This window comes from Bradyrhizobium genosp. A, assembly GCF_049949275.1.
Taxonomy (GTDB): domain Bacteria; phylum Pseudomonadota; class Alphaproteobacteria; order Rhizobiales; family Xanthobacteraceae; genus Bradyrhizobium.
Map to the genome: position 1 here is coordinate 506812 of NZ_CP188196.1, position 26157 is coordinate 532968.

Genomic DNA, 26157 nt, shown 5'->3' on the forward strand with positions numbered 1-26157 from the left:
ACGATTGCCGCCGTAAGGCTCACGGCAATTCCGTGGCGTGGCAGGTCCCTGAGATGTGGGCGATTTGATCATCCCGGCGTGCGACGAACTGGCGATAAGCAACCAAGCCTTTAAGTTGCCGTCATGTTGCACGTGCGCGCCTGCTATGTTAGCAAAGCCGCGATTTTAACGGACCCGGCATGTCCCGTGTCGGCCGAAAATCAAAGTCCCGCTTGAATTCCAAGGGCTTGGATCGCTAGGCGCCGCTTCGTGGCGACGGTTTTTCCCTTGCGAATTTGACAGCTAAAAGAGCGCGTCTGTGGCTGCAGAAGATACGTCCGTTTCAGGTGTGTCCGGCCGTTATGCAACGGCCTTGTTTGAACTGGCCCGCGACCAGAAGGTGGTCGACGAGGTCAAAGCCGATCTCGACAAGTTCGAGGGTCTGCTCAACGAAAGCGCTGATCTCAAGCGCCTCGTCCGCAGTCCGGTTTTCGCGGCTGACGCCCAGTCCAAGGCCCTCTCGGCCGTCCTGGACAAGGCGGGCGTCGCCGGCATCTCCGCCAATTTCCTGAAAGTGCTGACCGCCAACCGCCGCCTGTTCGTGGTGGGTGACGTCATCCGCGCCTACCGCGCCCTCGTCGCCAGGTTCAAGGGCGAGGCGACGGCCGACGTCACCGTGGCGGAAGCGCTCTCGGACAAGAATCTCGACGCCCTCAAGGTTGCCCTGAAGTCGGTGACCGGCAAGGACGTCGCGCTCAACGTGAAGATCGATCCCTCGATCATCGGTGGCCTCGTCGTGAAGCTTGGCAGCCGCATGATCGATAGCTCGCTTCGCACCAAACTCAATTCGATCAAGCACGCGATGAAAGAGGCAGGCTGATGGACATCCGCGCCGCGGAAATTTCCGCGATCCTCAAGGACCAGATCAAGAATTTCGGCCAGGAAGCTGAAGTCTCCGAAGTCGGACAGGTGCTGTCCGTCGGCGACGGTATCGCCCGCGTCTACGGTCTGGACAACGTCCAGGCCGGCGAAATGGTCGAGTTCGAGAACGGCACCCGCGGCATGGCGCTGAACCTCGAGACCGACAACGTCGGTATCGTTATTTTCGGCGCCGACCGCGAGATCAAGGAAGGCCAGACCGTCAAGCGCACCCGCGCCATCGTGGACGCGCCGGTCGGCAAGGGCCTGCTCGGCCGAGTCGTCGACGCGCTCGGCAATCCGATCGACGGCAAGGGCCCGATCCAGGCCGACAAGCGCATGCGCGTCGACGTCAAGGCGCCCGGCATCATTCCGCGCAAGTCGGTGAACGAGCCGATGGCGACCGGCCTCAAGGCGATCGACGCCCTGATCCCGATCGGCCGCGGCCAGCGCGAGCTGATCATCGGCGATCGTCAGACCGGCAAGACCGCGATCGCGCTCGACACCATCCTGAACCAGAAGCCGCTCAACGCGCAGCCCGACGAGAACATCAAGCTGTATTGCGTCTACGTCGCGATCGGCCAGAAGCGTTCGACGGTTGCCCAGTTCGTGAAGGTGCTGGAAGAGCAGGGTGCGCTCGAGTACTCGATCATCGTCGCCGCGACCGCTTCGGATCCGGCCCCGATGCAGTACATCGCGCCGTTCACGGGCTGCACCATGGGCGAGTACTTCCGCGACAACGGCATGCACGCCGTCATCATCTATGACGATCTGTCCAAGCAGGCCGTCGCCTACCGCCAGATGTCGCTGCTGCTGCGCCGCCCGCCGGGCCGCGAAGCCTATCCTGGCGACGTGTTCTATCTGCACTCCCGCCTGCTCGAGCGCGCGGCGAAGCTGAACAAGGACCAGGGCTCGGGCTCGCTGACGGCGCTGCCGGTCATCGAAACCCAGGCCAACGACGTGTCGGCCTACATCCCGACCAACGTCATCTCGATCACCGACGGTCAGATCTTCCTGGAAACCGACCTGTTCTTCCAGGGCATCCGTCCCGCGGTGAACGTCGGTCTATCGGTGTCGCGCGTCGGCTCCTCGGCGCAGACTAAGGCCACCAAGAAGGTCGCTGGCAAGATCAAGGGCGAGCTCGCGCAGTACCGCGAAATGGCGGCGTTCGCGCAGTTCGGCTCCGACCTCGACGCCTCGACCCAGCGCCTGCTCAATCGCGGCTCGCGCCTGACGGAACTCTTGAAGCAGCCGCAGTTCTCGCCGCTGAAGATGGAAGAGCAGGTTTGCGTGATCTGGGCCGGCACCAACGGCTATCTCGATCCGCTGCCGGTCAACAAGGTGCGCGCGTTCGAGGACGGTTTGTTGTCGCTGCTGCGCGGCAAGAACGTCGAGATCCTCAATGCGATCCGCGACAGCCGTGACCTCTCCGACGACAGCGCCGCCAAGCTGAAGTCGGTGGTCGAAGGTTTCGCGAAGAGCTTCGTGTAATTGAGAGCCGTCATGGCCGGGCTAAAGCGCGAAGCGCGTCTTCGCATTTGATGTCCCGGCCGCCACGCGTCACCGCGTGGAGACAAAGACGTGGATGCCCGGGACAAGCCCGAGCATGACGACAGGATAGGGTCGCGGTCCAGCCACAGGCTGATCGCCGGGGTGAACGAAGAATGGCGTCACTTAAAGACATGCGGGTTCGCATCGCCTCGACCAAGGCGACGCAGAAGATCACCAAGGCCATGCAGATGGTCGCGGCGTCCAGATTGCGCCGCGCGCAGCAAGCGGCCGAGGCGGCGCGGCCCTATGCCGACAAGATGAGCGCGGTGATTTCCAATATCGCCAGCGCCGCTGCGGGCTCGCCCGGCGCACCAGTGCTGCTGGCCGGCACCGGCAACGATCAGGTTCACCTGCTGCTGGTTTGTACCGGCGAGCGCGGCCTGTCCGGCGCCTTCAACTCCTCGATCGTGCGTCTTGCCCGCGAGCGCGCGCTGGCCCTGATGAACCAGGGCAAGGACGTGAAATTCTTCTGCGTCGGCCGCAAGGGTTACGAGCAGCTCCGCCGCCAGTTCGACAAGCAGATCGTCGAGCATCTCGATTTGCGCAGCGTTCGCCAGCTCGGTTTCGTCAATGCCGAGGACATCGCCAAGAAGGTTTTGGCGCGCTTCGACAACGGCGAGTTCGACGTCTGCACGCTGTTCTACTCGCGCTTCCGCTCGGTGATCGCGCAGATCCCGACCGCCCAGCTGGTCATCCCGCTGGTCGTCGAGGCGGGCGCCGCTGCCAACACCACGTCCTACGAATACGAGCCGGAAGAGGACGAGATTCTCGCCGGCCTGCTGCCGCGCAATATCGCGGTCCAGATCTTCCGTGCGCTGCTGGAAAACAACGCCTCGTTCTACGGCGCGCAGATGAGCTCGATGGACAACGCCACCCGCAACGCCGGCGAAATGATCCGCAAGCAAACCCAGATCTACAACCGAACCCGTCAAGCCCAGATCACCAAGGAGCTGATCGAGATCATCTCCGGCGCCGAGGCGGTCTGACGCACGAACCAAACGACGGTCGTTCAAGTACAGAATTTCGAAGGAGAGCTTCATGGCTACAGCAGCTAACCCGGTCGGTCGCGTCACCCAGGTCATGGGCGCCGTCGTCGACGTCCAGTTCGAGGGCCACCTCCCGGCCATTCTCAATTCGCTGGAAACCAAGAACGGCAACATCCGCCTCGTGCTGGAAGTCGCGCAGCATCTCGGTGAATCCACCGTGCGCACGATCGCGATGGACGTGACCGAGGGTCTGGTGCGCGGCCAGGAAGTGACCGACACCGGCCAGCCGATCTCGGTTCCGGTCGGCGCCGGTACGCTCGGCCGCATCATGAACGTCATCGGCGAGCCGATCGACGAAGCGGGTCCGATCCAGTCTGAAGGCAACCGCGCCATCCACCAGGAAGCGCCGAGCTATACCGACCAGTCGACCGAAGCTGAAATTCTTGTCACCGGCATCAAGGTCGTCGATCTTCTTGCTCCGTATGCGAAGGGCGGCAAGATCGGCCTGTTCGGCGGCGCCGGCGTCGGCAAGACCGTGCTGATTCAGGAGCTGATCAACAACGTCGCCAAGGCGCACGGCGGTTACTCCGTGTTCGCCGGCGTCGGCGAGCGTACCCGCGAGGGCAACGACCTCTATCACGAGTTCATCGAGTCCAAGGTCAACGCCGATCCGCACAATCCGGATCCGAGCGTGAAGTCGAAGTGCGCGCTGGTGTTCGGTCAGATGAACGAGCCGCCCGGCGCCCGCGCCCGCGTCGGCCTCACCGGTCTGACCGTCGCCGAGCACTTCCGCGACCAGGGCCAGGACGTGCTGTTCTTCGTCGACAACATCTTCCGCTTCACGCAAGCCGGTTCGGAAGTGTCGGCGCTGCTCGGCCGTATTCCGAGCGCCGTGGGTTATCAGCCGACGCTCGCCACCGACATGGGCGCGCTGCAGGAGCGCATCACCACCACGCAGAAGGGCTCGATCACCTCGGTGCAGGCCATCTACGTTCCGGCCGACGACTTGACCGACCCGGCGCCCGCGACCTCGTTCGCGCATTTGGACGCCACCACTGTGCTGAACCGTGCGATCTCGGAAAAGGGCATCTACCCCGCGGTGGACCCGCTCGACTCGACCTCGCGCATGCTCTCGCCGCTCGTCGTCGGTCAGGAGCACTACGACACCGCGCGTCAGGTCCAGCAGGTGCTGCAGCGCTACAAGTCGCTTCAGGACATCATCGCCATTCTCGGCATGGACGAGCTTTCGGAAGAGGACAAGCTGACCGTGGCCCGCGCCCGCAAGATCGAGCGCTTCCTGTCGCAGCCGTTCCACGTCGCCGAAGTCTTCACCGGCTCGCCCGGCAAGTTCGTCGACCTGGCGGACACCATCAAGGGCTTCCGCGGCCTCTGCGAAGGCAAGTATGACCACCTGCCGGAAGCCGCCTTCTACATGGTCGGCACCATCGAAGAGGCGGTCGAGAAGGGCAAGAAGCTGGCCGAGGCCGCCTGAGGGGCGAATGGCGAATAGGGAGTAGCGAATAGAGGCTGCTCCCGTTCGGTTCGCTACTCGCCATTCGCTATTCGCTATTCGCAGGTACACCATGGCCACCTTCCACTTCGATCTCGTCTCTCCGGAAAAGCTCGCGTTCTCGGGCGAGGTTGACCAGGTCGACATTCCCGGCGTCGAGGGTGACTTCGGCGTGCTGGCGGGTCATGCGCCGGTCGTGGCTGCGATCCGCCCCGGCATCCTCACCGTCACCACCAGCGGTAGGCACGAGAAGATCATCGTGCTCGGCGGTCTTGCCGAAGTCTCGGAGAAGGGCCTGACCGTGCTCGCCGACGTCGCGACGTCGCTGGCTGAGCTCGACCGAGCCCAGTTCGCCGAGACCATCTCGGAGATGGAAGAGGGGCTGAAGGAGCACGAAGGCAGCGAGCTCGATCAGGCTATCGAGCGGCTCGATCACTACAAGAGCATCCAGCAGCAGCTCAACTCGACGGCTATGCACTAAGCCCCGGGGCACCGCTTCGGGGCTCACAAGAAATTCCTGAACAAGTTCAGCGCTCGTCACGAAAGTGGCGGGCGCTGAAACTTTGTTGCACCGCGCCGGAGATAGCGGCATTCTGCGCGCGCGCAATTTGTTCCGGGGCGGGTCACAGATGAAACGCAAGATCGCAGCGATTTTCGCAGCCGATATTGCCGGTTACTCGAGGCTGGTCGCGGAAGACGAGGAAGAGACGCTGCGGCGTCTGGCGTCCTATCGCTCGGTCGTCGACGATTTCATCGCAAAAGCGAACGGCCGGATCTTCAACACCGCGGGCGATGCCGTGCTCGCGGAATTCCCGAGCGCGGTCGACGCCGTGCGCTGCGCGATCGACATCCAGGAAAGCTTGCGAACCCGCAACATGGCCTATCCGCCGAGCCGGCAGATGTCGTTCCGCATCGGCATCACCATCGGCGACGTGGTCGAGCGTGACGGCGATCTCCTCGGCGACGGCGTCAATATCGCAGCCCGGCTCGAGGGGCTGGCGGAAGTCGGCGGCATCTGCGTCTCCCGCGCGGTGCATGAGCAGGTCGTCAACAAGCTCTCGGTGCAGTTCGCCGATATCGGCGCGCAGGAAGTGAAGAACATCCCGACGCCGGTGCACGCCTATATGGTGGCGATGCGGCGCGAGGACGGGACTTATGCGACGCCGCAGCTGAAGAAGGTCGCCAAGCCGGAGCCCGCGCCGAACTGGATGTGGCCGCTGGTGGTCGGCGTGGTCTCCGTCGTCGCGATCGGCGTCGGCGGCTTCCTTTATTTCACCAAGCTCGAGACCACCCAGGTCAAATCGACCGCGGCTGCGCCCGCGCCGAGCCCTGTCACTGCGCCAGCCCCGAGCCCGACGCCGACGATTGCGACAAAGGCGCCGGAGCCCTCACCGACGCCGACGCAGATTGCCGCGGCGGGTGCAACGCCGAGCTTGTCGCCGCCGGCCGCATCAGTCGGCAAGATCCTCGTCGACGCGGTGCCGTTCATCGGCGAGCGCCAGCGCGCCTATTTCGGCAACGAATATGCCGCCGCCGGCGATTACAAGGCCTTCGCCCTGAACATCGGCGGCTTTACCGGCTCATCGCTCAATCAGCCGAACGAGGAGGCCGCGCGCAATGCCGCGCTCGACCAGTGCCAGAAGCGCTCGGACGCCGCACAAAACCCGCGGCGCTGCGAGCTCTACGCGGTCGGCAACAAGGTCGTGTACAGCCATGGCAGTCCGCCAATGCCGCCACAGCCCTGGGTGCGGCACGACACCATGACCGAACGCCCGTTCGCGTCGAAAGACTTTCCAATGCTGCGTGATCAGGCCAGGACCCGGGTCGAGAACATCTACGCGCCGGCGGCAAAATCCCGCTCGGTCGCACTCGGTCCGGGCGGGCAGTACTACATGGTGCTGGGGGCGTCATCGGTCGACGAGACGGCGCGGCGTTCGCTGGAATCGTGCGGTGCAATCGCGGGATCGGCCTGCATGATCGTGGCGGTCGACGACAATTTCGTCGTGCCGATCCCGACCCTGCTCAAGCCCAACGGCTTCTTCCACGCCGCGACCAATTCCTCGATCGTGGCCGATGCGCGTGATGAGGTGGTGCGCAAGCTCGGAGACGGCATGGGTTGGAACGCGGTTGCCGTCGGCACTGCGGGCCGTCCCGGCCTCGGCCTGAAGGCCGCCGACGAGCAGACCGCCGTCAACGGCGCGCTTGCCGATTGCGTCAAGCACGACAGCGACTGCCACGTGATCGCGATCGGCCCGTTCACGGTCGGACCGACGAATTAGCGCGAATTCTGATTAGGCCCGACTCGCGCCCCGACGGAGGTAGGTTCCCTCCCCCCTTGCGGGGGAGGGCTAGGGAGAGGGGTAGCCCAGGAAAAAGGTAGCGGTTAGTGAAGCACCGAGGCGGTGTGCGATGGATGGAATCCCCGTGTGGCACCCCCCTCCCTGCCCCTCCCCCGCAAGGGGGGAACGAGAAAGTGGTGCACCCCTCGCGCGCAAATTTCCGGTGAAAATCCTCTAATGATCTCAACCCCGTTCTACTGTGCGTGGGGTTGTTTTCGCGGTTTCAGTTTGCGAAGGGCGCGAACCGCTCGGCTACCGCGCGATAGACCTCGCGGCGGAACGGCACCACGATGTCGGCGACACGGTCGAGGCGCTCCCAGCGCCAGGCATCGAATTCCGCGGGCTGGCCGTTGCGCGGCGTCAGCGGATCGATTTCGTCATCCTTGCCGGTGAAGCGCAGCGCAAACCACTTTTGGCGCTGGCCGCGAAATTTTGCCAGCCGATGCGTCTGCGGGCCGTCATAGGGCGGGAATTCGTAAGTGAGCCAGTCGGTCTCGCCGAGATAGTCGGCGCTGACGACGCTGGTTTCCTCCCAGAGCTCGCGCATGGCGGCATCGCGCAAGACCTCGCCCTCGTCGACGCCCCCTTGCGGCATCTGCCAGTCGAGGCCGGGCAGGATGATCTCGGGGCCATCGCCCTTGAAGCGGTGCCCGATCAGCACGCGGCCGTCGGCATTGAAGAGGGCGATGCCCACGTTGGGACGGTAGGGTTTTTCGTTCGTCACGTGGGATCTTTCATTGTCAGTCCGGCGATGCCTTAGCACCAAAGCCGGGATGACAATTTGATTTAGTCATCGGCGAGCGCCGAAAATTCCTTCACCACGCGCTCGTAGACCGGGCGCTTGAACGGGACAATCAGCTCGGGGAGGTTTTTCATCGGCTCCCAGCGCCAGTTGACGAATTCGGCCTTGTGGCCGCCGCCACCGGGCTTCTCGACGTTGATCTCACTGTCCTTGCCGGTGAAGCGCACCGCGAACCATTTCTGGCGCTGGCCGCGGTAGCGGCCTTTCCAGGCGCGCCCCGCCACCGTGCGCGGGATGTCGTAGATCAGCCAGTCCGGAACCTCGCCGAGCCGCTCGATCGAGCGCACGCTGGTCTCTTCATAGAGCTCGCGTTTCGCGGCGTCCCAATTGTCTTCGCCCGGATCGACCCCGCCCTGCGGCATCTGCCAGACATGGCTGTCGTCGACATGCTCGATGCCGCCGGCACGACGACCGATGAACACCAGGCCCTTCGCATTGATCAGCATTACACCGACGCAGGTTCGGTAGGGCAGATCCTCATAACGCGCCATTCCGCCAAACCCCTCGCGTACTGTCGGCACGCCCTTCGGGCGCTTGCGCCCGTGGCGTACCAATTCGTTGATTTAGCTGGATTTTGATTTCAGCATCGCGGTTGTCAATGGCACCAAAAGGATACCCCGGTCGCTCAATGTCTTGATCCAGGCGCCGACCCGCTCGATCGAGACTGGCAGCGCAGTGGCGGTGCCGACGGCAACGCCGCGTTCCCGGGCCACCGATTCCAGCTTGTTCAGGGCGCGGTCGATCTCGGTCGGGGTCGGCACCGCGTCGAGCGCGATGTCGCCCTTGCCGAACGGCACGGCCAGGCTGCCCGCGGCCTGCGGCGCGATGCTGCGGGGCGAGGAGCCGTCGTCGAAGAAGCCGAGCCCGCGCTTGGAGGCCTCGCGGATGATCGGCTGCATCGCCGCCTCGGTCGCGACGAAGCGGGCGCCCATGAAATTGGTGATGCCGGCATAGCCCTGCATCCGGCTGAGGTGCCAGTACAGGCGGTCGGTGTTCTGGTCGACGGTGAGCGAGGTCAGCAGCGTCTGCGGCCCCGGATCGTTGTCCGGGAAGTCGTAGGGCTCCATTGGGATCTGGAGGAAGATCTCGTGGCGCTGGGCGCGGGCGCGCTCGGCGAGCTTGCCGGGGTCGGCGCCATAGGGCGTGAAGGCCAGCGTCACCGCGCCCGGCAGCTTCATGATCGCATCGGTGGTCTTGGCGGCGCCGACACCGAGGCCGCCGATCACGATCGCCACCACAGGCATCTTCGCGGCCTTGGCGCGGTCGGCCTCGGCGGCGTAGACGTTGAACGGCTTGAGGTCGCCTGACATCACGGGAATCATGCCGTAGCGGGATTTCTCCAGCAGTTTTGGATCGATCCCGGCCATGACGGCCGGCGCAGCGGAAGCCTCGCCCTTGTCGGCGACCTCGCCTGCGCCGATCACCACGTCGTGGCGCGCGCCGGTCGAGCCGTCGATCATGGTGACGGTCTTGCGCTCGCCGGAGGCGGGCTCTTTCGGCGCCTCCTTGGTCGCGTGCTTGCTCTCTTGAGCCTGCTCTTCGCCATGGCCGGCGGGGGGCTTCTCGTCGGTGGCTTTGTCTGTGGCATTGGGATCGCGGATCGCGATCCGCGTTACCGGCTCGCCGCCGAGCGGGTCCTTGTTGAAGATGGCGAAGCCGGCGAAGGCGACTAGGAACAGGCCGAGCATGACCGCCAGCAGTTGCATGGCCGTGAACGGCAGCCGCAGCCGCCGTTTCCGGCGCGGCTTGTCCTGTCCGAGCGGGGCGCTCAGATCATCGGCCGTTTCAGTCATGCGAGATCCCGAATCACTCCACCGACGATACCACGCCGAGGTCAAGCGGCGGCAGGCCGGGATAGGCCGGGGACGTCAGGAGTTCCAAGCAAAAAGGGCGGCTCCCGGAGCCGCCCTTTTCGTAAGGTCGCGTCGGTCGCGCTTAATTCGCGGCCTTAGTTCGCCGCTTTGGGCTTGTCGGCTGCCGCCTTATCGGTGGCGCTGCCGGGCGTCGGCGCCGCGGAGGCGCTGTTCTTGATGCCGTGGAGCAAATCGTCGGCGAGCTTGAGCGCCTTGTCGTCCTTGGCATCCGGCGGGACGTAGGACTGCGAGCCGGTCTTCTCGTCGCCGTCGTTCTTGAGATGGCCGCGCAACGAAGCCTCGCCCTTGGTGTCGGTGCGCGACTTCAGCTCGTCCGGCACGTCCTGGAGCACTTCGATGTCGGGCACGATGCCCTTGGCCTGGATCGACTTGCCAGACGGCGTGTAGTAGCGCGCGGTGGTGAGGCGCAGCGCGCCGTTGCCTGAGCCGAGCGGGATGATGGTCTGCACCGAGCCCTTGCCGAACGAGCGCGTGCCGACGATGGTCGCGCGCTTGTGGTCCTGCAGCGCGCCGGCGACGATTTCCGACGCCGAGGCCGAACCGCCGTTGACCAGCACGATGACCGGCTTGCCCTTGGTGAGGTCGCCCGCATGCGCGGTGCGGCGCTGGGTCTCCTCGGCATTGCGGCCGCGGGTCGACACGATCTCGCCCTTCTCCAGGAACGAGTCGGACACGGTGACGGCCTCCTCGAGCAGGCCGCCCGGGTTGTTGCGGAGGTCGATGATGTAGCCCTTGAGCTTGTCGCCGATCTGGGTCGAGAGGTTGGCAACCTCCCTCTTCAGGCCTTCGGTGGTCTGCTCGTTGAAGGTGGTGATGCGGATATAGGCGATGTCGTCGGCCTCGACGCGCGCACGCACCGAACGGACGCGGATGTTGTCGCGCACCAGCGTGACGTCGATCGGATTGTCCTGGCCCTTGCGAATGATCTTGAGCTTGATCTTGGTGTTGACGGGGCCGCGCATCTTCTCGACCGCCTGGTTCAGGGTCAGGCCCTGCACCGCTTCATCGTCGAGATTGGTGATGATGTCGTTGGCCATGACGCCGGCGCGCGAGGCGGGCGTATCGTCGATCGGAGAGACCACCTTGATCAGGCCGTCTTCCATGGTGACCTCGATGCCGAGGCCGCCGAACTCGCCGCGGGTCTGCACCTGCATGTCGCGGAAGCTCTTGGCGTCCATGTAGCTCGAATGCGGATCGAGACCCGTGAGCATGCCGCTGATCGCGGATTCGATCAGCTTGGTGTCGTCGGGCTTCTCGACATAGTCGGAGCGCACGCGCTCGAAGACGTCGCCGAACAGATTGAGCTGGCGATAGGTGTCAGCGGTCGCGGCTCGCGCGCTGGAGCCCATGAACACCGCGCGCGGCTGCGTCACGAACAGCGTCAGCGCCGCACCGGTGGCCGCGCTGAGGAGGATAACTGAAGTCTTGCGCATCATCCGCGAACCTTCTCGCCTTCATTTGCGGCCCACCATGGGCCTGGATCGATTGGAGTGCCGTCTTTGCGGAACTCGACATACAGCACAGGTTGACTCGCGTTCGTGGCGAGAATGGAGGCGACTTGAGAGGTCGACCCCATCGTCGCGACCGGCTCCCCCGTGAGCACAAACTGACCGATGTTAACCGAAATGCGCTCCATCCCGGCGATCAGGACATGATACCCGCCACCGGCATTGAGGATCAAGAGTTGTCCGTAGCTGCGGAACGGGCCGGCATAGACCACCCAGCCGTCGCACGGCGTTGTGACCTGCGAACCGGGCTTGCTTGCCAGCGAAATGCCCTTCTGGACCCCGCCGACCCCGTCGGAACCGCCAAAGTCCCTGATCTTGTTACCGTTAACCGGCAACGGCAGGAGTCCCTTCGCTGAGGCGAACAGGATGGCCGGGCTGGTCCGGGAGCGGTCCTTGAACGCGGCCGGGCCGGGTTTGGCATTGGCGGCCGCGTTTGCCGCTGCTGCCTTGGCCTCCTTGGCCTCGGCCTGCTTTGCGGCCTCGGCCGCCTTCTCAGCCGCCTTGGCCGCGCTTTGCAGATCCTGCTCCATCTTGGCGATCAGCCCCTGGAGATCGCCGACTTGCTTTGACAGCGTGATGGCGCGTGAATTCTCGGCGTCGAGGTCCTTTTCGCGCGAGGACTGCTGGCGCTGCCGTTCGTCGACCAGGGCGGTGAGCCGGGTCTGGTCGCTGCGGATCTTGTCGCGGTCGGAGGCGAGCTGGTCGCGTTCGCTAGCGATGCTCTTGCGCAAGCCAACGAGCTCGCCGAGCTCGCCCGCGATCTTCTCGGCGCGGCCGCGCAATTCCGGCACGACGGCGCCGAGCAGCATCGCGGTGCGCAGCGATTGCAGCGCATCTTCGGGCCGCACCAGCAGCGCAGGCGGGGTGCGTCGTCCGGCGCGCTGCAGGGCCGCCAGCACCTCGACGATGTCGGCGCGGCGCGAATCGAGCGAGGTGCGCGCCTGCTGCTCGCGGCCGTTCAGCGTCCTTAGTCGCGCCTCGGCCTCGTCGATCTTGGTCTCGACGGTTCGGACATTGGCGGCGGTGTCGATCAATTGCTGATTGAGCTGGGTGCGGTCCTGGCCGAGCGAGGTGATCTCCGCCTTCAGCTTGGCCTGCGCGTCCTCCGCGCTCTTCTTGCTTGCGCGCGCGGCTTCCAGCTCCTGCTCGCGCTGCTTGATGGCGTCTGGCGAGATGGCCGCGGTCTGTGGCGCCGGCGCCGCCGTCTGAGCTTGCGCGAGGCTTTCTTCAGCGAAGAGGCTTGCGCCGGCGCAGCTCGCAATCAGCAGCAAATTGAGGATCGGCGCTCGCATCTCGTCGGCAAGGTGCTCGTTGTGGCGCGAATCACGCGCGATGATAGGGGTGGCCGGCCAGAATGGTGGCGGCCCGATACAGCTGTTCCAGAAGCATGACGCGGACCATTTGATGCGGCCAGGTCGCAGAGCCGAACGCGATCGCAAGCTTGGCCTTACGGCGCAATTCGGGCGAAAGTCCGTCCGCCCCTCCGATCAGGAAGATAGTATGACCGGCGCCCTCGTCGCGCCAGCGCCCGAGATTCCGTGCGAATACGGTGGAATCGAGGTTTTGTCCGCGCTCGTCCATCGCCACCAGAATCGATTTTTCGGGAATATGCGCGGCGATCGCCGCGGCCTCTTCAGCCATTCGCGTCGCGGTGTCGCGCGCGCGGCTCTCAGGGATTTCATGGATGGTGAGCTCGCGGAATCCGAGCTTGCGGCCAGCCTCGTCGAACCGCTCGAAATAGCGATCGGCAAGCTCCCGCTCGGGGCCGTGCTTCAGCCGGCCCACCGCAATGACAGCAACACGCATGAGGTTTTAGGGTCGCGTTTCCAGACCGCGCGCATTCCGCGCGCGCACGACGCTAGCATGCGCGCCAGCCGATTCGAAATCGGCCAGGTCGTTTAGATCGCCTTCGCCGCCCCTGGGCCCTGCGTGTACAATCTCTCGAGATTGTAGAACTCACGGACCTCGGGTCTGAACACGTGCACGATCACATCGCCGGAATCGATCAGCACCCAGTCGCAATTGGGCAAGCCCTCGACGTGGATGTTCTTGATACCGGTTTCCTTGAGGCCCTTTGCGACGTTCTCCGCGATCGCGCCAACGTGCCGGTTCACCCGGCCGGTGGTGACGATCATGTAGTCGGAGTATGCCGATTTGCCGCGAAGGTCGATGGTGACCGTCTCTTCCGCCTTCATGTCCTCGAGGCGGGAGAGGATCAGGTTCAGCGTCTTGTCGGCGTCGGGTTGCGCCTCCAAGGCTGCAGCTTTGGTCGATGTTTTACGCGTCGGTTTCGTAGCCTTGGGTAAAACAGACTTCGGTGAAGCTGACTTGGACAATACAGACGTGGCCAGGGACCATTCCTTTCACTGTATCGCGAGGACCGAATCCGCCCCTCACGGGTTACACTACATCATGTGGGGTTAAGGGTTTCAATATGCCAGAGAGCCCCTCAATCCGCACACTCTGTCTCAATTCGTACCTTTCCAGCTCCCGTCCGGGTTCCGTAACCCGGTCGAGGAGAGGTTGAGCTTCAATCCGGTCAGGAAGACCCAGGCCGGCGCCGGCTGATCCGCGAGCAAAGCTGCCTTATTCTCGGGAAGGCGATAGCGCGCAAGCGCCTGGGCAGCGGGTGAGGCAAGGGCACGAAAACTTTGCGGAGGGCGATCGATGACCGCAATCGGCACCAGGTCGGCGATGCGCCGCCAGTGCTGCCAACGATGGAATTGAGCGAGGTTGTCGGCGCCCATAATCCAGACAAAGCGCAAGCCACTGAGACGGCGGCGCAAGGTGTTGATCGTGTCGACAGTATAGCGGGTACGAATGACGGATTCGAGACAGCTCACCTCGATCCTGGAATCGTTGGCGACGTCGCGCGCGGCCTGCATGCGCTCGCCAAGCTCATGCAGCGTGCCGTTCTCCTTCAGCGGATTGCCCGGAGTCACCAGCCACCACACGCGATCGAGCTGAAGGCGCTTCAGCGCGAACTGGCTGATCGCGCGATGGGCCTGGTGCGGCGGATTGAACGAGCCGCCGAGCAGGCCGATGCGCATGCCTTCGGTGTAGGGCGGTATGGCCTGCGCGAAGAAACGTGGCGCGACGAAATTGTTACTCAATGCCCCACGCCTCGCGCCATGCCTTACGGCCGCGTCTGCCCTGTGCCGTGAACGCGATATTTAAAGCTCGTCAACTGCTCGGCACCAACAGGACCACGGGCATGGAAGCGGCCGGTGGCGATGCCGATCTCGGCGCCGAAGCCGAACTCGCCGCCATCGGCGAACTGCGTCGAGGCGTTGTGCAGCACGATCGCGGAATCGACTTCGCTCAGGAATTTCTTCGCAGCCACGTCGTTCTCGCTCACGATCGCATCGGTGTGGTGCGAGCCGTGGTTCTGGATATGCGCGATCGCGCCGTCGACGCCGTCGACCACCTTCGCCGCGATGATCGCGTCGAGATATTCGGTATCCCAATCGTCTTGGCTGGCAGGCTTGACGCGCGCGTCGGTCTTCTGCACGGCGTCGTCACCGCGCACCTCGCAGCCGGCCTCGATCAGCATCTCGACCAGCGGCTTCAGGCTCTTCGCAGCAGCGGCGCGATCGACCAGCAGCGTTTCGGCCGCGCCGCAGACGCCGGTGCGGCGCATCTTGGCATTGAGGACGATCGACTTCGCCATGGCGAGATCGGCGCTGCCATCGATGTAAACGTGATTGACGCCTTCGAGATGCGCGAACACCGGCACGCGCGCTTCCTGCTCGACGCGGGCGACGAGGCTCTTGCCGCCGCGCGGCACGATCACGTCGATGGCGCCGTTGAGGCCGGACAGCATCATGCCGACCGCCGCGCGGTCGCGCGTCGGCACCAACGTGATCGCGGCTTCGGGCAATCCGGCTTCGCGCAGGCCCTGCACCAGGCATTCATGGATGGCGCGGCAGGAGCGGAAACTGTCGGAGCCGCCGCGCAGGATCACGGCATTGCCTGACTTCAAACAGAGCACGCCGGCATCCGCCGCGACATTGGGCCGGCTCTCAAAAATCACGCCGACGACGCCGAGCGGCACGCGCACGCGCTCGATGGTCATGCCGTTTGGCCGCTGCCAGCTCTCGGTGACGATGCCGACGGGATCGGCGATCCCGCGCACGACGGCGATGCCTTCGGCCATGCCTTCGACACGCGCCGGCGTCAGCGTCAGGCGGTCGATGAAGGAGGACGTGGCATTGCCGGAGGCGCGGGCATCGGCGACGTCCTCGGCATTGGCGGCGAGGATCGCTGCAGCATGCTCTCGGATCGCCCGCTCCATGGCTTCCAGCGCCCGGTTCTTCTGCTCCGGCGGCGCCAGCGCCAGCACGCGCGCGGCGGCGCGAGCACGGGTGGCGAGATCGGACATCAGGGCCTGGAGATCGGCATTGCCGTCGACGGCTTTGAGGGGGGCGGCCATGGGGAGTTCAACCTTTTGCTAAGGCAGTGTCCTAGCACGGAAATCCCGCTTTTGCGAAGCGCGGGGAGGGTATGGCTGGTCTCCCGGCGGCGGGCCGGCTGGGTCATTGGCCCAGTAAAAGGACCGCAGCGGCCCTTACCCGCCCACCACGAGATCGTCGCGGTGGATCATCTCGGATCTCCCGCTGATGCCGAGGATGGACATCACGTCCGGGGACGAGCGGCCCTTGATCCGTTCGGCGACCTCGGCGTCATAGGCGATCAGCCCGCGGCCGACCTCGCTGGTGTCGGGGCCGCGGACGATGACGGCGTCGCCGCGGGCGAACTGGCCCTCGACCTTGATCACGCCGGCCGGCAGCAGGCTGGCACCGGCGCGCAGCGCCGTCACCGCGCCGGCGTCGATGATCAGCGTCCCCTTTGGCTCCAGCGTGCCCGCGATCCAGCGTTTTCGCGACGTGATGGGATTGGCGGGCGTCAGGAACCAGGTACAGCGGCTGCCATTCGCAATCGCCTGGAGGGGATGCTCGATCTTGCCGGACGCGATCAGCATATGCGTGCCGCCGGTGGTGGCAATCTTGGCCGCCTCGACCTTGGTGCGCATGCCGCCGCGCGACAACTCGGACTCGGCGTCCCCCGCCACCGCCTCGATTTCGGAGGAGATGCTGTCGACGACTGGAATGAGCCTGGCGTTCGGATTGTTCTTCGGCGGCGCGTCGTAGAGCCCGTCGATGTCGGATAACAGCACCAGAAGGTCAGCGCTCGCCATGGTGGCGACGCGCGCGGCGAGACGGTCATTGTCGCCGTAACGGATTTCGTTGGTCGCGACCGTGTCGTTCTCGTTGATCACGGGAATGGCACGCCATTCCAGCAGCTTGCCGATAGTGGAGCGGGCGTTGAGATAGCGGCGGCGCTCCTCGGTGTCCTGGAGCGTCACCAAAATCTGCCCGGCGCCGATGCCGTGCGCGCCAAGCACCTCCGACCAGATCCGCGCCAGCGCGATCTGGCCGACGGCGGCGGCGGCCTGGCTCTCCTCCAGCTTCAGCGGCCCGCGCGGCAGCTTGAGGCGGCTGCGGCCGAGCGCGATCGAGCCGGAGGAGACGACGAGGACATCGCGGCCCTCTTTGTGCAGCTTGGCCATGTCGTCGGCGAGCGCGGCGAGCCAGGACGCCCGCACCTCGCCCCTGTCGGAATCGACCAACAGCGCGGAGCCGACCTTGACGACGATGCGGCGGAATTGACTGAGTTCGGGGCTGGCCATGGGCACTACAAGGCGAGTTTTTCTGGAAACGGCGGAGCGACAGGCGGCGCCGGTAGGGCCTGCTTTTGCAGCAGGACGATGGCCGGCGCAAGGCAGCCAGAATGGTAAACGCCACCAATGTCGGCCTTGTGTCGCGTGCCCGGCTGGCTCTAATGGCCGCCAACGATAAGGGGCTGAAAGAGGAAACGAATGGACCGCCGCAACTTCATCGCCGGATGTCTCGGTCTGCCGCTGTTGGCGCAGGCAGGTGGGACGCAAGCGCAGGCCGGGCTGAGCAAAATCATTTTTCCGTTCGCTGCGGGGGCGGGCGGCGACACGTTGTGCCGGCTGATCGCACAGGAGATCGCGCCGGTGCTGCAACGGACCATCGTGGTCGAGAACCGCACCGGCGGCGACGGTCTGATCGGCATCAAATCGGTGAAGGGCGCGAGCCCCGACGGCAGCATGGTGCTGGTGACGACGGGGCCGACCATGTACCTGCTGCCGATGGTGGAGACGACGCCAAGCTTCGACACGGCGAAGGATTTCATGCCGATGTCGCTGCTGGCGCGGTTCGAGTTCGCGCTCGTGATCGGTCCGGCGGTCGATGCCGCTGACTTCAAGGCGTTCGTCGCATGGCTGAAAGCGCACCCCGACAAGACGTCGTTTGGTGTGCCGAGCAACGGCACCATTCCGCACTTCATGGGCTCCAAGCTCGAAAAGGATGTTGGCATTCCGCTCACGCGCGTGCCCTATCGCGGCAGTGCGCCGATGCTCAACGATCTCGTCGGCGGCCACATCTCGTTCGGTATCACCACATTGGCCGATGCGCTGCCGCAGCATCGCGCCAAGGGTGTGAAGATCATCGCAGTCGCGAGCGCAGAACGTTCGCCCTTTGCGCCTGACGTTCCGACGCTGAAGGAGAGCGGCATCGATCTCGTTGCGGACGCCTGGTACGGCATGTGGCTTCCCGCCGGCAGTCCGCCGGAGTTTGCGAGCAAGCTCGGCGCCGCCGCGAGCGCGGCACTGGCCAAGCCCGAGGTGAAGGAGAAGCTCACCGCGATCGGACTGATTCCGGTCGGCAGCAGCGCGGATGGACTGACCAAGGAGCTCGCAGCGAACACTGCGTTTTGGCAGCCGATCGTGAAAGCGACGGGGTATAAGATCGAAAATTGAGCTCGCGCTCCGCTCCATCCCCTCATCCTGAGGAGCGCGCTCTTGCGCGCGTCTCGAAGGATGCAGGCCGAGATGCGAGAGCCGGGCCTGCATGGTTCGAGACGGCGCTTCGCGCCTCCTCACCATGAGGGTCTTAGAGTTTTCCGCGCTGGGCGATGCCGTCCTTGATCGCCGCGAGCTCGGCCTCATCCCAGATGCCGATCAGAATCCCGCCCCTCACCTGGAGCTGGTTGTCGGCATAGTTCGCGATCTTCTCGCGCGGCGTGGTGATGTGGTCGTTCGGATGCAGCGCCCAGTCGAACAGCTCGGCCTGCAACCGCGCGATGATGCCGGCGCATTCGGGATCGTCGCCGCGATCCAAGAACTCGTCCGGATCGGTTTCGAGATCGTACAGCATCGGGCGGAAGCCGGAGGCGTGGATGTATTTCCAGCGGCCGTCGAACACCATGAACAGGCGGCAGCGCTCGATCGGCTGATTCAGCTTCAGCCGGACGTCCTGCATGGAATAGTCGTATTCGGAGAACGCCACCTTGCGCCAATCCACCGGCGTGGGACCGCGGAGCAGCGGCAGCAGCGAGCGCCCTTCGAGGATGTGGCCCGGCACCTTGCCGCCGAAATAATCGACGAAGGTCGGCGCGAGATCGATGCCTTCGACCAGCGCATCGCTGCGCGTGCCGCGCGTCGCGTCGGCTTCGGTGGAGGGATCGATGATGATCAGCGGGATCTTTGCCGATTGCTCGTGGAACAGATCCTTCTCGCCCATCCAATGGTCGCCGAGATAATCGCCGTGATCGGAGGTAAACACGATCATCGTCGTTTCCAGCAGATCGCGTTCCTCCAGGAACTTCATCAGTACGCCCATCTGGTCGTCGATCTGGGTGATCAGGCCCATATAGGTCGGGATCACCTTCTCGCGGGCATCGTCGCGCGCCATGTTGCGGGAGTAGCGCATGTCCATATAGGCGCCGAATACCGGATGCGGATTCTGCCGCTCCCGCTCGGAGCGGATCACCGGGATCATGTCATCGGTCGAATACATGCTCGCGTACGGCGCTGGCGCGATGTAGGGCCAGTGCGGCTTGATGTAGGACAGATGCAGGCACCACGGCCGGCCGTCGGTCTCGGCCTCGCTGATGAAGTCCATCGCGCGGCGCGTCATGTAGGGCGTCTCGGAATGCTCGTCCGGCACGCGCGCCGCCTTGTCGGCATGCACCAGCAGCCAGCCGTTCTGCAACGAGCCATCCTCGGCTGCGCCTGAATTCGCCCAGTGCTCCCAGGGATTGGTCGCTTCAAAACCCTGCTGGCGCAGATATTCATCGTATTTCGGGCGTGGCCGCCCCGTCGGGTGCAGGCCGTCGTCGCGCTCATAGGGCTCGAAGCCGCATTCGGCGACATGCACGCCGATCATCGATTCCGGCGGGATGCCGAGCGCCTTCATGCCTTCGAGGTCGGGCGCCATGTGGGTCTTGCCGACCAGCACGTTGCGCACGCCGATTTTGTTGAGGTGATCGCCGAGGGTCGGCTCGCCGACACGGAGCGGCCAGCCGTTCCAGTGCGAGCCGTGCGAGCGCATGTAGCGTCCGGTGTAGAACGACATCCGCGACGGGCCGCAGATCGGCGACTGCACGTAGGCTTTCGAGAACAGCACGCCACGCCTGGCTATGGCGTCGATGTTCGGTGTCTTCAAGGTGGGATGGCCGGTGCAGCCGAGATAATCATAGCGAAGCTGGTCGCACATGATCCAGAGAACGTTCTTCGCGCGCGCCATGCTTCGCCCCTGCATTTTCTTGATTTTTGATGCTGCGCTATCGCGCTAGCGAAGACAAGTCAGTGCCTAATTAGACTACGTCACAACCACCGACCTCATCCTGAGGAGCCCGCGTAGCGGGCGTCTCGAAGGATGGCCGCGGGCGAGAGCCGGGCCTTCATGGTTCGAGACGCGCGTTCCGCGCTCCTCACCATGAGGGTCTGTAAGCAGGATTGCTCAGGCCGACCACGGCTCCGCTTCGGCCGCACTCTTGGCCTTGGCCGAGACCGGGGCCTCGCCGATCACATCCACGAGCGCGCGCAACGCTTCCTTGACGCCCTCACCGGTGATGCCGGAGAGCAGCAGCGGCGTCTTCTTGGCCGCACGCTTCAACCGGTCCTTCTGCTTCTTCAGCGCGTCCGGCTCGACCGCGTCGATCTTGTTGAGCGCGACGATCTCGATCTTGTCGGTGAGCAGGCCGCCATAGGCGTCGAGCTCCGTGCGCACGGTCTTGTAGGCCTTGCCGGCGTGTTCGCAGGTCGCGTCGATCAGGTGCAGCAGCACGCGGCAGCGCTCGACATGGCCGAGGAAGCGGTCGCCGAGGCCGGTGCCTTCATGCGCACCTTCGATCAGACCGGGAATGTCGGCGAGCACGAATTCGCGGCCGTCGGCGTTCACGACGCCGAGCTGCGGATGCAGCGTGGTGAAGGGATAGTCCGCGATCTTCGGCCGCGCCGCGCTGACCTTGCTGAGGAAGGTCGACTTGCCGGCATTGGGCATGCCGACGAGACCGGCATCCGCGATCAGTTTCAGCCGCAGCCAGATCCAGCGCTCTTCGCCGGGCTGGCCGGGATTGGCGTTGCGCGGCGCGCGATTGGTCGAGGTCTTGAAATGCGCGTTGCCGAAGCCGCCATTGCCGCCCTCGGCCAGCACGAATTTTTCGCCGACATTGGTGAAGTCATGGATCAGGGTCTCGCGATCTTCGTCGAAGATCTGCGTGCCCACAGGGACCTTCAGCACGATGTTCTTGCCGTTGGCGCCATGGCGATCCGAGCCAGAACCGTTCTCGCCCTTCTGGGCCTTGAAATGCTGCTGGTAGCGGTAGTCGATCAGCGTGTTGAGGCCGTCGGCGACCTCGAGGATGACATTGCCGCCGCGGCCGCCATTGCCGCCGGACGGGCCGCCGAATTCGATGAACTTCTCGCGGCGGAACGCCACGCAGCCGTTCCCGCCGTCACCGGAGCGGATATAGACCTTTGCTTCGTCGAGGAATTTCATCGGCCATAGGTAGGCCAGCCGGTCCCCCGCGGCAACCCGGACTTATCCGTAAATCGGCCGAATTTCCGCGATTTTGGCCCCTTGCTTAACCAGCAAGACGACTTCAGAGGGGGCGTCGCCGGATCAGGAATTTTTGCATGCCTTCCAGCACCAGCTCCTTGCGTTGGTTGAACACGGTGCTTTTGAGCGTCACCGCACCTGTCGTGCGTCCCGGCACGAGCTCGGTGACCTCGAGCGCGGGATAGATCGTGTCGTCGGCGAAGACCGGCTTGAGGAACCGGCTCGACTGCTCGAGAAAGCCGACCAGGGACTCCTCGACCATGAACGGAAACAGGCCCGCGCCGGGCGCGGTGTGGATCAGCGTCTGAAAGCCGTGGGCGAGCAGATGCGGCATGCCGCGGCTGCGACAATATTCCACGTCATAATGCACCGGATGGGTGTCGCCGCTCGCGGTCTGGAACGCCGCGAACACCGCTGACGTCTGGGTGCGACTCGGCAACACGAAACGTTCGCCGACCACGAAATCCTCAAACCAGCGTTGCGCGGTGATCATGCGGTGCTGGGCCGGGTCGAAGTCGGTCATGACTTAAGCTCTTTCATCGGTGAGGTGCTTATCGCTACCGCGGCGCGAAGAGTGCGACAATCCGTTCAATTCGGCTGCCACGGGCTTGTCGCGCGCGTCTGCTTCATTAAAACGACGCCAATGCCCTTGTTCAAAAATCTCTCCGCTTATGACGACCGCTCGGCACGGCTGGCCGGGATCGCCCTCATGGTGCTGTCGATCTTCATGTTCTCGTTCGGCGACGCCATGGGCAAGTTCCTGGTCGGGACGTATTCGGTGGGGCAGCTCTTGTTCCTGCGCGCCTGCGCGGCGCTGCTGCTGCTGTCGCCGATGATCTGGCGGCAGCGTCATCAGTTCCTGCATCTGGAGCGGCCGGGTTTGCAGCTGTTTCGCGTCGTGCTGTCGACGCTGGAGGTCGCCGCCTTCTTCCTCGCGACCGTCTATCTGCCGCTCGCCGACGTCATCACCTATTATCTCGCAGGTCCCATCTTCGTCACCGCGATGTCGGCGATCTTTCTGGGCGAGAAGGTCGGCTGGCGGCGGTGGACGGCGATCCTGATCGGCTTCTGCGGCGTGCTGATCGCGCTGCGGCCGTCGGCGCAGACGGTGAGCCTGCCGGCGCTGATCGCGCTCGGCGGCAGCCTCTCCTTCGCAACCCTGATGCTGATCACCCGCAGCCTGCGCAAGACGCCCGATATCGTGATGGCGTCCTCGCAATTCATCGGCACGTTTTCGCTGGGCGCGCTGCTGTCCGCGTTCCACTGGGTGCCGCCGACCCCTAGCAGCCTCGTGTTCTTCGCGCTGGCCGGATGTATCTCCGTGACGGCGCTGTTCTGCGTCAACCGGTCGCTCAAGCTTGCGCCGGCGAGCGTGGTGGTGCCCTACCAATATTCAATGATCGTCTGGGCCGTGATCTTCGGCTTCGCAGTGTTTGGCGATGTGCCGTCGATGGCCACGATTGTCGGCGCCGCGATCATCATCGGCGCAGGGTTCTACATTTACTTGCGAGAGCGCGATCTCGGCCGCGCCAGCGAAGAGGTCAATCCACCGGCGTGATGCACAGTGTCGTCCCGGGGCGCGCGCAGCGCGAGCCCGGGACGACAGCGGAGAATATAGCCGCGCCTCGCGCCCTACCTCATCCGCCGCGCACTGCTCCAGCTCTTCAACGACGACCATACCCCGCGCGAGAGACGGAAGCAGTCGACCGGCGTGGAGGAGCCCAGCGCCAGGAAGCGGTGCAGCTGCACGCCGCTCCACTGGAAGCCGCACTTCTCCAGCACCTTGCGCGAGGCCGGATTGGTGACGCGCGCGCCCGCATAGAGATGATCGTCCTCGAACTCCTCGAAGAAGAAGTCGATCGCGCCGCGCGCGGCCTCGGTGGCAAAGCCCTGGCCCCAATGCTCGACGCCGAGCCAGTAGCCGAGCTCGGCATTGTCGGGCGTGGAGCAGTCGATGCCGACCATGCCGACGGGCGTCGTGTCGTACTCGATCAGGAACACGGTCTCGCTGCCGAGCGCGGCGGTGGCGCGGATGAATTCGACGGCGTCGTCCTGCGAATAGGGATGGGGGAGGCGGCGGGTGTTTTCCGCGACGCGGCGGTCGTTGGCGAGGCGGGCGATGGTCCTGACGTCGGCGAGTGTCGGCCGCCGCAAGGTCAGCCGTTCGGTGGCGACGACGCTGGGTCTCGCCTCCCGCAAGGTCACGCTCGAGAAATCCTGCAACATGTCCGGCTCCGTCAAAGTCACTAAGTCAAAAGTGAGCTCGTCAAACGAAAGGGGAGGCCGGTTTCCCTGCCTCCCCTGGAGCCTTCGATCTCTATGATCTCTGGGACTCCGCCGGTTCGGTCAAGGACCCGGCGGACTCCAATTTGGTCCACCGTCTATTCAGCAGCCTCTGCGAGCGGGAGCACCGCTACGAAGGTGCGTCCGTTGGCTTTGGCCTGGAATTCAACACGACCCTCGATCTTGGCGAACAGAGTGTGGTCCGTGCCCATGCCGACATTAAGGCCGGGATGCCAGGTGGTGCCGCGCTGACGTGCAATGATGTTGCCGGGAATCACGTGCTCCCCGCCGAACACCTTGACGCCAAGGCGCTTACCCTTTGAATCGCGTCCGTTGCGCGATGAACCGCCTGCTTTTTTGTGAGCCATGGCTCGTCTCCGAAATCCTGCGTATGTCTAGGTCAATTCCTTGACGGAATCATTTCAAAACGTCTCACGCATCAATTCGTGAATTGGCGTGATCGATTTATGCTGCGTCGGCTTCCGTGGTCGCTTCCTTTGCGACCTTTTCCCGCTTCGGACGCGGGCCCTTGGTGGGCTTGGCGTTGTCCGTCAGGATCTCGCTGACGCGCACGACTGTGATCTCGTCGCGGTAGCCGCGCTTGCGGCGCGAATTCTTGCGGCGGCGCTTCTTGAACGCGATGACCTTCGGTCCGCGCTTGTGGTCGAGCACCTCGACGGCGACGGATGCGCCGGCAACCGTGGGCAGACCCAGCACCGGCGTATCACCGCCGACCACCAGGACTTCGCTCAGCTGCACGATCGTGCCGACTTCGCCTTCGATCTTGCCTACTTCCAGAACATCATCCGGAACGACGCGGTACTGCCGGCCGCCGGTTTTGATGACTGCGAACATCGTTGTTTTCCTTCGTGTTCAATCCCGGCCTCGCGACGAAGATCGTCGGGGCCGGCTTTTTGTCAGTCGCTATGGGTTTATGCGAGTTTTGTGCGGGCGGGAACTATCCCTTTGAAAAACCACGCAAAAACAAGCGGCGCGAGAAACGACCCGCGCCGGTTGTGGGACTTATAGCCGCCGGCGGCTCAGAGTCAAGGAAAAGCGGGCGAAAAGGCCCGGATTAGAAGGATTTGGGCCATTTCCAAGCTGACCATGAATCTCGACATGCAATCTCGCCCTGCACAGCAACCAACGGGTTCCCCCGCCGTTGTCCCGGCAAATTGGCATTCGGGCAAGGGCTTTCCATGGCAACCGACGAACTGGTCAAGACGACGGGCATCGCCCAGCACGGGGCGAGCCGGCTGCCGTCGGTCGATGTCGACAGCTTCAACATCGAGATCAAGGACGACGAGGGTTTTCTCGGCGACCGCGCCAGCAAGGGCGCGTTTCGCGAGATTCTCGACCGCTGGCGCAAGCCGCTGCACAAAACCGGCCAGGACCCGTTCGGCGAGGAGCCCTCGGAAAACATCAGCAAGAAGACGCTCGATGCCATCCTGGTCGGCGACGACACCGAGGCCTCCGCGGTGGTGCACAGCGCCATCGAGGAGTTCGCGCAGGAGCTCGCCTATGTCACCCGCCGCTTCCTCAAGACCAAGGCCTGGGCCAAGACCGAGCGCATCGTGGTCGGCGGCGGCTTTCGCGATTCCCGGCTCGGCGAGCTTGCGATCGCGCGCACCGAGATCATCCTGAAATCCGAGGACTTCAAGATCGACATGGTGCCGATCCGGCATCACCCCGATGAAGCCGGCCTGCTCGGCACGCTGCATCTGGCGCCGTCGTGGATTTTCGAGGCCTATGACAGCATCCTCGCGGTCGATATCGGCGGCACCAACATCCGCTGCGGCCTGGTGGAGACGGGCTGGAAGAAGGCCAAGGACCTGTCGAACGCACGGGTCGTGAAGTCCGAGCTGTGGCGTCACGCCGACGACGAGCCGACGCGCGAGGGCGCGGTGAAGCGTCTCATCAAAATGCTGAAGGGACTGATCGAGGAAGCCGAGACCGGAGGCTTCAAGCTGGCGCCTTTCATCGGCATTGCCTGTCCCGGCGTGATCAACGAGGACGGTTCGATCGAGAAGGGCGCCCAGAACCTGCCGGGCAATTGGGAGAGCAGCAAATTCAACCTGCCGGCGAGTTTGATCGAGGGCATCCCGCAGATCGGCCAGCACGACACCGCGGTTCTGATGCACAATGATGGCCTGGTTCAGGGCCTCTCCGAGGTGCCGTTCATGCAGCATGTCGAGCGCTGGGGCGTGCTCACCATCGGCACCGGCCTCGGCAATGCCCGCTTCACCAACCGGCGCAAGGAGGGTAACGGCAAGGACCGTGACTCTACGGAGAACGGGAAGAAAAAGACCAAGGAAAACAATAAGGAAAGCAGCAAGGCCGACAAGGAGTAACCTTGACTGGTTAGGTTAAGGGACGGATTGCGTTGCGGCGCAGCGCCTGCACGCTAGGGTCGAATCGTCGCCTCACGCAGGCCTGCGAAGCCGCCCTTCCTGGCCGGCATTTCGATGAGCGGCACGG

25 protein-coding genes are annotated in these 26157 nt (G+C 64.3%); 9 read left to right on the plus strand and 16 right to left on the minus strand.

Going from position 1 to position 26157, the window contains the following annotated elements; all coding sequences use genetic code 11:
* The first annotated feature begins 298 nt into the window (after positions 1-298).
* From ACP2YP_RS02335 to ACP2YP_RS02360, 6 genes are all read left to right on the plus strand, one after another.
* A complete protein-coding gene (locus ACP2YP_RS02335) occupies positions 299-859 on the plus strand; it encodes a F0F1 ATP synthase subunit delta (RefSeq protein ID WP_426422038.1) in 561 nt (186 codons plus the stop codon).
* Positions 859-2388: a F0F1 ATP synthase subunit alpha gene (atpA, locus tag ACP2YP_RS02340; RefSeq protein ID WP_426422039.1), complete on the plus strand. Its 1530-nt coding sequence runs from the start codon at positions 859-861 to the stop codon at positions 2386-2388. The genes ACP2YP_RS02335 and atpA overlap by 1 nt, the downstream gene beginning before the upstream one ends.
* Positions 2389-2561: 173 nt before the next feature.
* Positions 2562-3434 (plus strand): F0F1 ATP synthase subunit gamma, encoded by an 873-nt coding sequence (locus ACP2YP_RS02345; protein ID WP_426422040.1) that lies wholly within the window; start codon positions 2562-2564, stop codon positions 3432-3434.
* Between the two features lie 52 nt (positions 3435-3486).
* The gene (atpD, locus tag ACP2YP_RS02350; RefSeq protein ID WP_426422041.1) at positions 3487-4926 is read left to right on the plus strand and encodes a F0F1 ATP synthase subunit beta; all 1440 of its coding nucleotides are present in this window, start codon (positions 3487-3489) and stop codon (positions 4924-4926) included.
* Between the two features lie 91 nt (positions 4927-5017).
* Complete coding sequence (locus tag ACP2YP_RS02355; protein WP_426422042.1) at positions 5018-5425, plus strand: F0F1 ATP synthase subunit epsilon; 408 nt, start codon at positions 5018-5020, stop codon at positions 5423-5425.
* 148 nt (positions 5426-5573) lie between these two features.
* Positions 5574-7223 (plus strand): adenylate/guanylate cyclase domain-containing protein, encoded by a 1650-nt coding sequence (locus ACP2YP_RS02360; RefSeq protein ID WP_426422043.1) that lies wholly within the window; start codon positions 5574-5576, stop codon positions 7221-7223.
* Between the two features lie 283 nt (positions 7224-7506).
* Here the strand turns inward: ACP2YP_RS02360 and ACP2YP_RS02365 are convergent, their stop codons facing one another.
* The 10 genes from ACP2YP_RS02365 to proB form a co-directional block, all read right to left on the minus strand.
* On the minus strand, positions 7507-8007 hold the full coding sequence (locus tag ACP2YP_RS02365) for an RNA pyrophosphohydrolase (protein ID WP_426422044.1): 501 nt from the start codon (positions 8005-8007) through the stop codon (positions 7507-7509).
* A gap of 62 nt (positions 8008-8069) precedes the next feature.
* The gene (locus ACP2YP_RS02370) at positions 8070-8576 is read right to left on the minus strand and encodes an RNA pyrophosphohydrolase (RefSeq protein ID WP_426422045.1); all 507 of its coding nucleotides are present in this window, start codon (positions 8574-8576) and stop codon (positions 8070-8072) included.
* A gap of 72 nt (positions 8577-8648) precedes the next feature.
* Positions 8649-9878 (minus strand): divergent polysaccharide deacetylase family protein, encoded by a 1230-nt coding sequence (locus tag ACP2YP_RS02375; RefSeq protein WP_426422046.1) that lies wholly within the window; start codon positions 9876-9878, stop codon positions 8649-8651.
* A 155-nt stretch (positions 9879-10033) separates the two neighbouring features.
* Positions 10034-11395, minus strand: a complete 1362-nt coding sequence (locus ACP2YP_RS02380; protein ID WP_426422047.1) for a S41 family peptidase — start codon at positions 11393-11395, stop codon at positions 10034-10036.
* On the minus strand, positions 11392-12759 hold the full coding sequence (locus tag ACP2YP_RS02385; protein ID WP_426422048.1) for a murein hydrolase activator EnvC family protein: 1368 nt from the start codon (positions 12757-12759) through the stop codon (positions 11392-11394). The genes ACP2YP_RS02380 and ACP2YP_RS02385 overlap by 4 nt, the downstream gene beginning before the upstream one ends.
* 31 nt (positions 12760-12790) lie before the next feature.
* Entirely contained in the window at positions 12791-13273 is a 483-nt protein-coding gene (gene rlmH / locus ACP2YP_RS02390) for a 23S rRNA (pseudouridine(1915)-N(3))-methyltransferase RlmH (protein ID WP_426422049.1), read from the minus strand.
* 92 nt (positions 13274-13365) lie between these two features.
* The gene (gene rsfS / locus ACP2YP_RS02395) at positions 13366-13722 is read right to left on the minus strand and encodes a ribosome silencing factor (RefSeq protein WP_426422050.1); all 357 of its coding nucleotides are present in this window, start codon (positions 13720-13722) and stop codon (positions 13366-13368) included.
* A 213-nt stretch (positions 13723-13935) separates the two neighbouring features.
* Positions 13936-14580: a nicotinate-nucleotide adenylyltransferase gene (locus tag ACP2YP_RS02400; protein ID WP_426422051.1), complete on the minus strand. Its 645-nt coding sequence runs from the start codon at positions 14578-14580 to the stop codon at positions 13936-13938.
* A 23-nt stretch (positions 14581-14603) separates the two neighbouring features.
* On the minus strand, positions 14604-15899 hold the full coding sequence (locus ACP2YP_RS02405; protein WP_426422052.1) for a glutamate-5-semialdehyde dehydrogenase: 1296 nt from the start codon (positions 15897-15899) through the stop codon (positions 14604-14606).
* 135 nt (positions 15900-16034) lie between these two features.
* A complete protein-coding gene (gene proB, locus ACP2YP_RS02410; RefSeq protein ID WP_426422053.1) occupies positions 16035-17156 on the minus strand; it encodes a glutamate 5-kinase in 1122 nt (373 codons plus the stop codon).
* Positions 17157-17345: 189 nt separating this feature from the next.
* Here proB and ACP2YP_RS02415 point away from each other — a divergent pair, with 189 nt between their 5' ends.
* On the plus strand, positions 17346-18311 hold the full coding sequence (locus ACP2YP_RS02415; RefSeq protein WP_426422054.1) for a Bug family tripartite tricarboxylate transporter substrate binding protein: 966 nt from the start codon (positions 17346-17348) through the stop codon (positions 18309-18311).
* A gap of 133 nt (positions 18312-18444) precedes the next feature.
* On the opposite strand, the gene ACP2YP_RS02420 is transcribed toward ACP2YP_RS02415, so the two are convergent.
* The 3 genes from ACP2YP_RS02420 to ACP2YP_RS02430 all read right to left on the minus strand — a co-directional run bounded on the left by ACP2YP_RS02420 (position 18445) and on the right by ACP2YP_RS02430 (position 21919).
* The gene (locus ACP2YP_RS02420) at positions 18445-20079 is read right to left on the minus strand and encodes an alkaline phosphatase family protein (protein WP_426422055.1); all 1635 of its coding nucleotides are present in this window, start codon (positions 20077-20079) and stop codon (positions 18445-18447) included.
* A gap of 216 nt (positions 20080-20295) precedes the next feature.
* On the minus strand, positions 20296-21336 hold the full coding sequence (gene obgE / locus ACP2YP_RS02425) for a GTPase ObgE (protein WP_426422056.1): 1041 nt from the start codon (positions 21334-21336) through the stop codon (positions 20296-20298).
* Positions 21337-21439: 103 nt separating this feature from the next.
* Positions 21440-21919 (minus strand): MaoC family dehydratase, encoded by a 480-nt coding sequence (locus tag ACP2YP_RS02430; protein WP_426422057.1) that lies wholly within the window; start codon positions 21917-21919, stop codon positions 21440-21442.
* A gap of 120 nt (positions 21920-22039) precedes the next feature.
* Between ACP2YP_RS02430 and ACP2YP_RS02435 the strand changes: the two genes are divergently transcribed.
* Complete coding sequence (locus tag ACP2YP_RS02435) at positions 22040-22954, plus strand: DMT family transporter (protein WP_426422058.1); 915 nt, start codon at positions 22040-22042, stop codon at positions 22952-22954.
* A gap of 74 nt (positions 22955-23028) precedes the next feature.
* Here ACP2YP_RS02435 and ACP2YP_RS02440 read toward each other — a convergent pair whose 3' ends face one another.
* The 3 genes from ACP2YP_RS02440 to rplU all read right to left on the minus strand — a co-directional run bounded on the left by ACP2YP_RS02440 (position 23029) and on the right by rplU (position 24534).
* On the minus strand, positions 23029-23622 hold the full coding sequence (locus ACP2YP_RS02440; protein WP_426422059.1) for a GNAT family N-acetyltransferase: 594 nt from the start codon (positions 23620-23622) through the stop codon (positions 23029-23031).
* 155 nt (positions 23623-23777) lie between these two features.
* Positions 23778-24047, minus strand: a complete 270-nt coding sequence (rpmA, locus tag ACP2YP_RS02445; RefSeq protein ID WP_128962840.1) for a 50S ribosomal protein L27 — start codon at positions 24045-24047, stop codon at positions 23778-23780.
* 97 nt (positions 24048-24144) lie between these two features.
* Positions 24145-24534: a 50S ribosomal protein L21 gene (rplU, locus tag ACP2YP_RS02450; protein WP_426422060.1), complete on the minus strand. Its 390-nt coding sequence runs from the start codon at positions 24532-24534 to the stop codon at positions 24145-24147.
* Between the two features lie 344 nt (positions 24535-24878).
* Between rplU and ACP2YP_RS02455 the strand changes: the two genes are divergently transcribed.
* Entirely contained in the window at positions 24879-26030 is a 1152-nt protein-coding gene (locus tag ACP2YP_RS02455; RefSeq protein WP_426422061.1) for an ROK family protein, read from the plus strand.
* Positions 26031-26157: the final 127 nt, after the last annotated feature.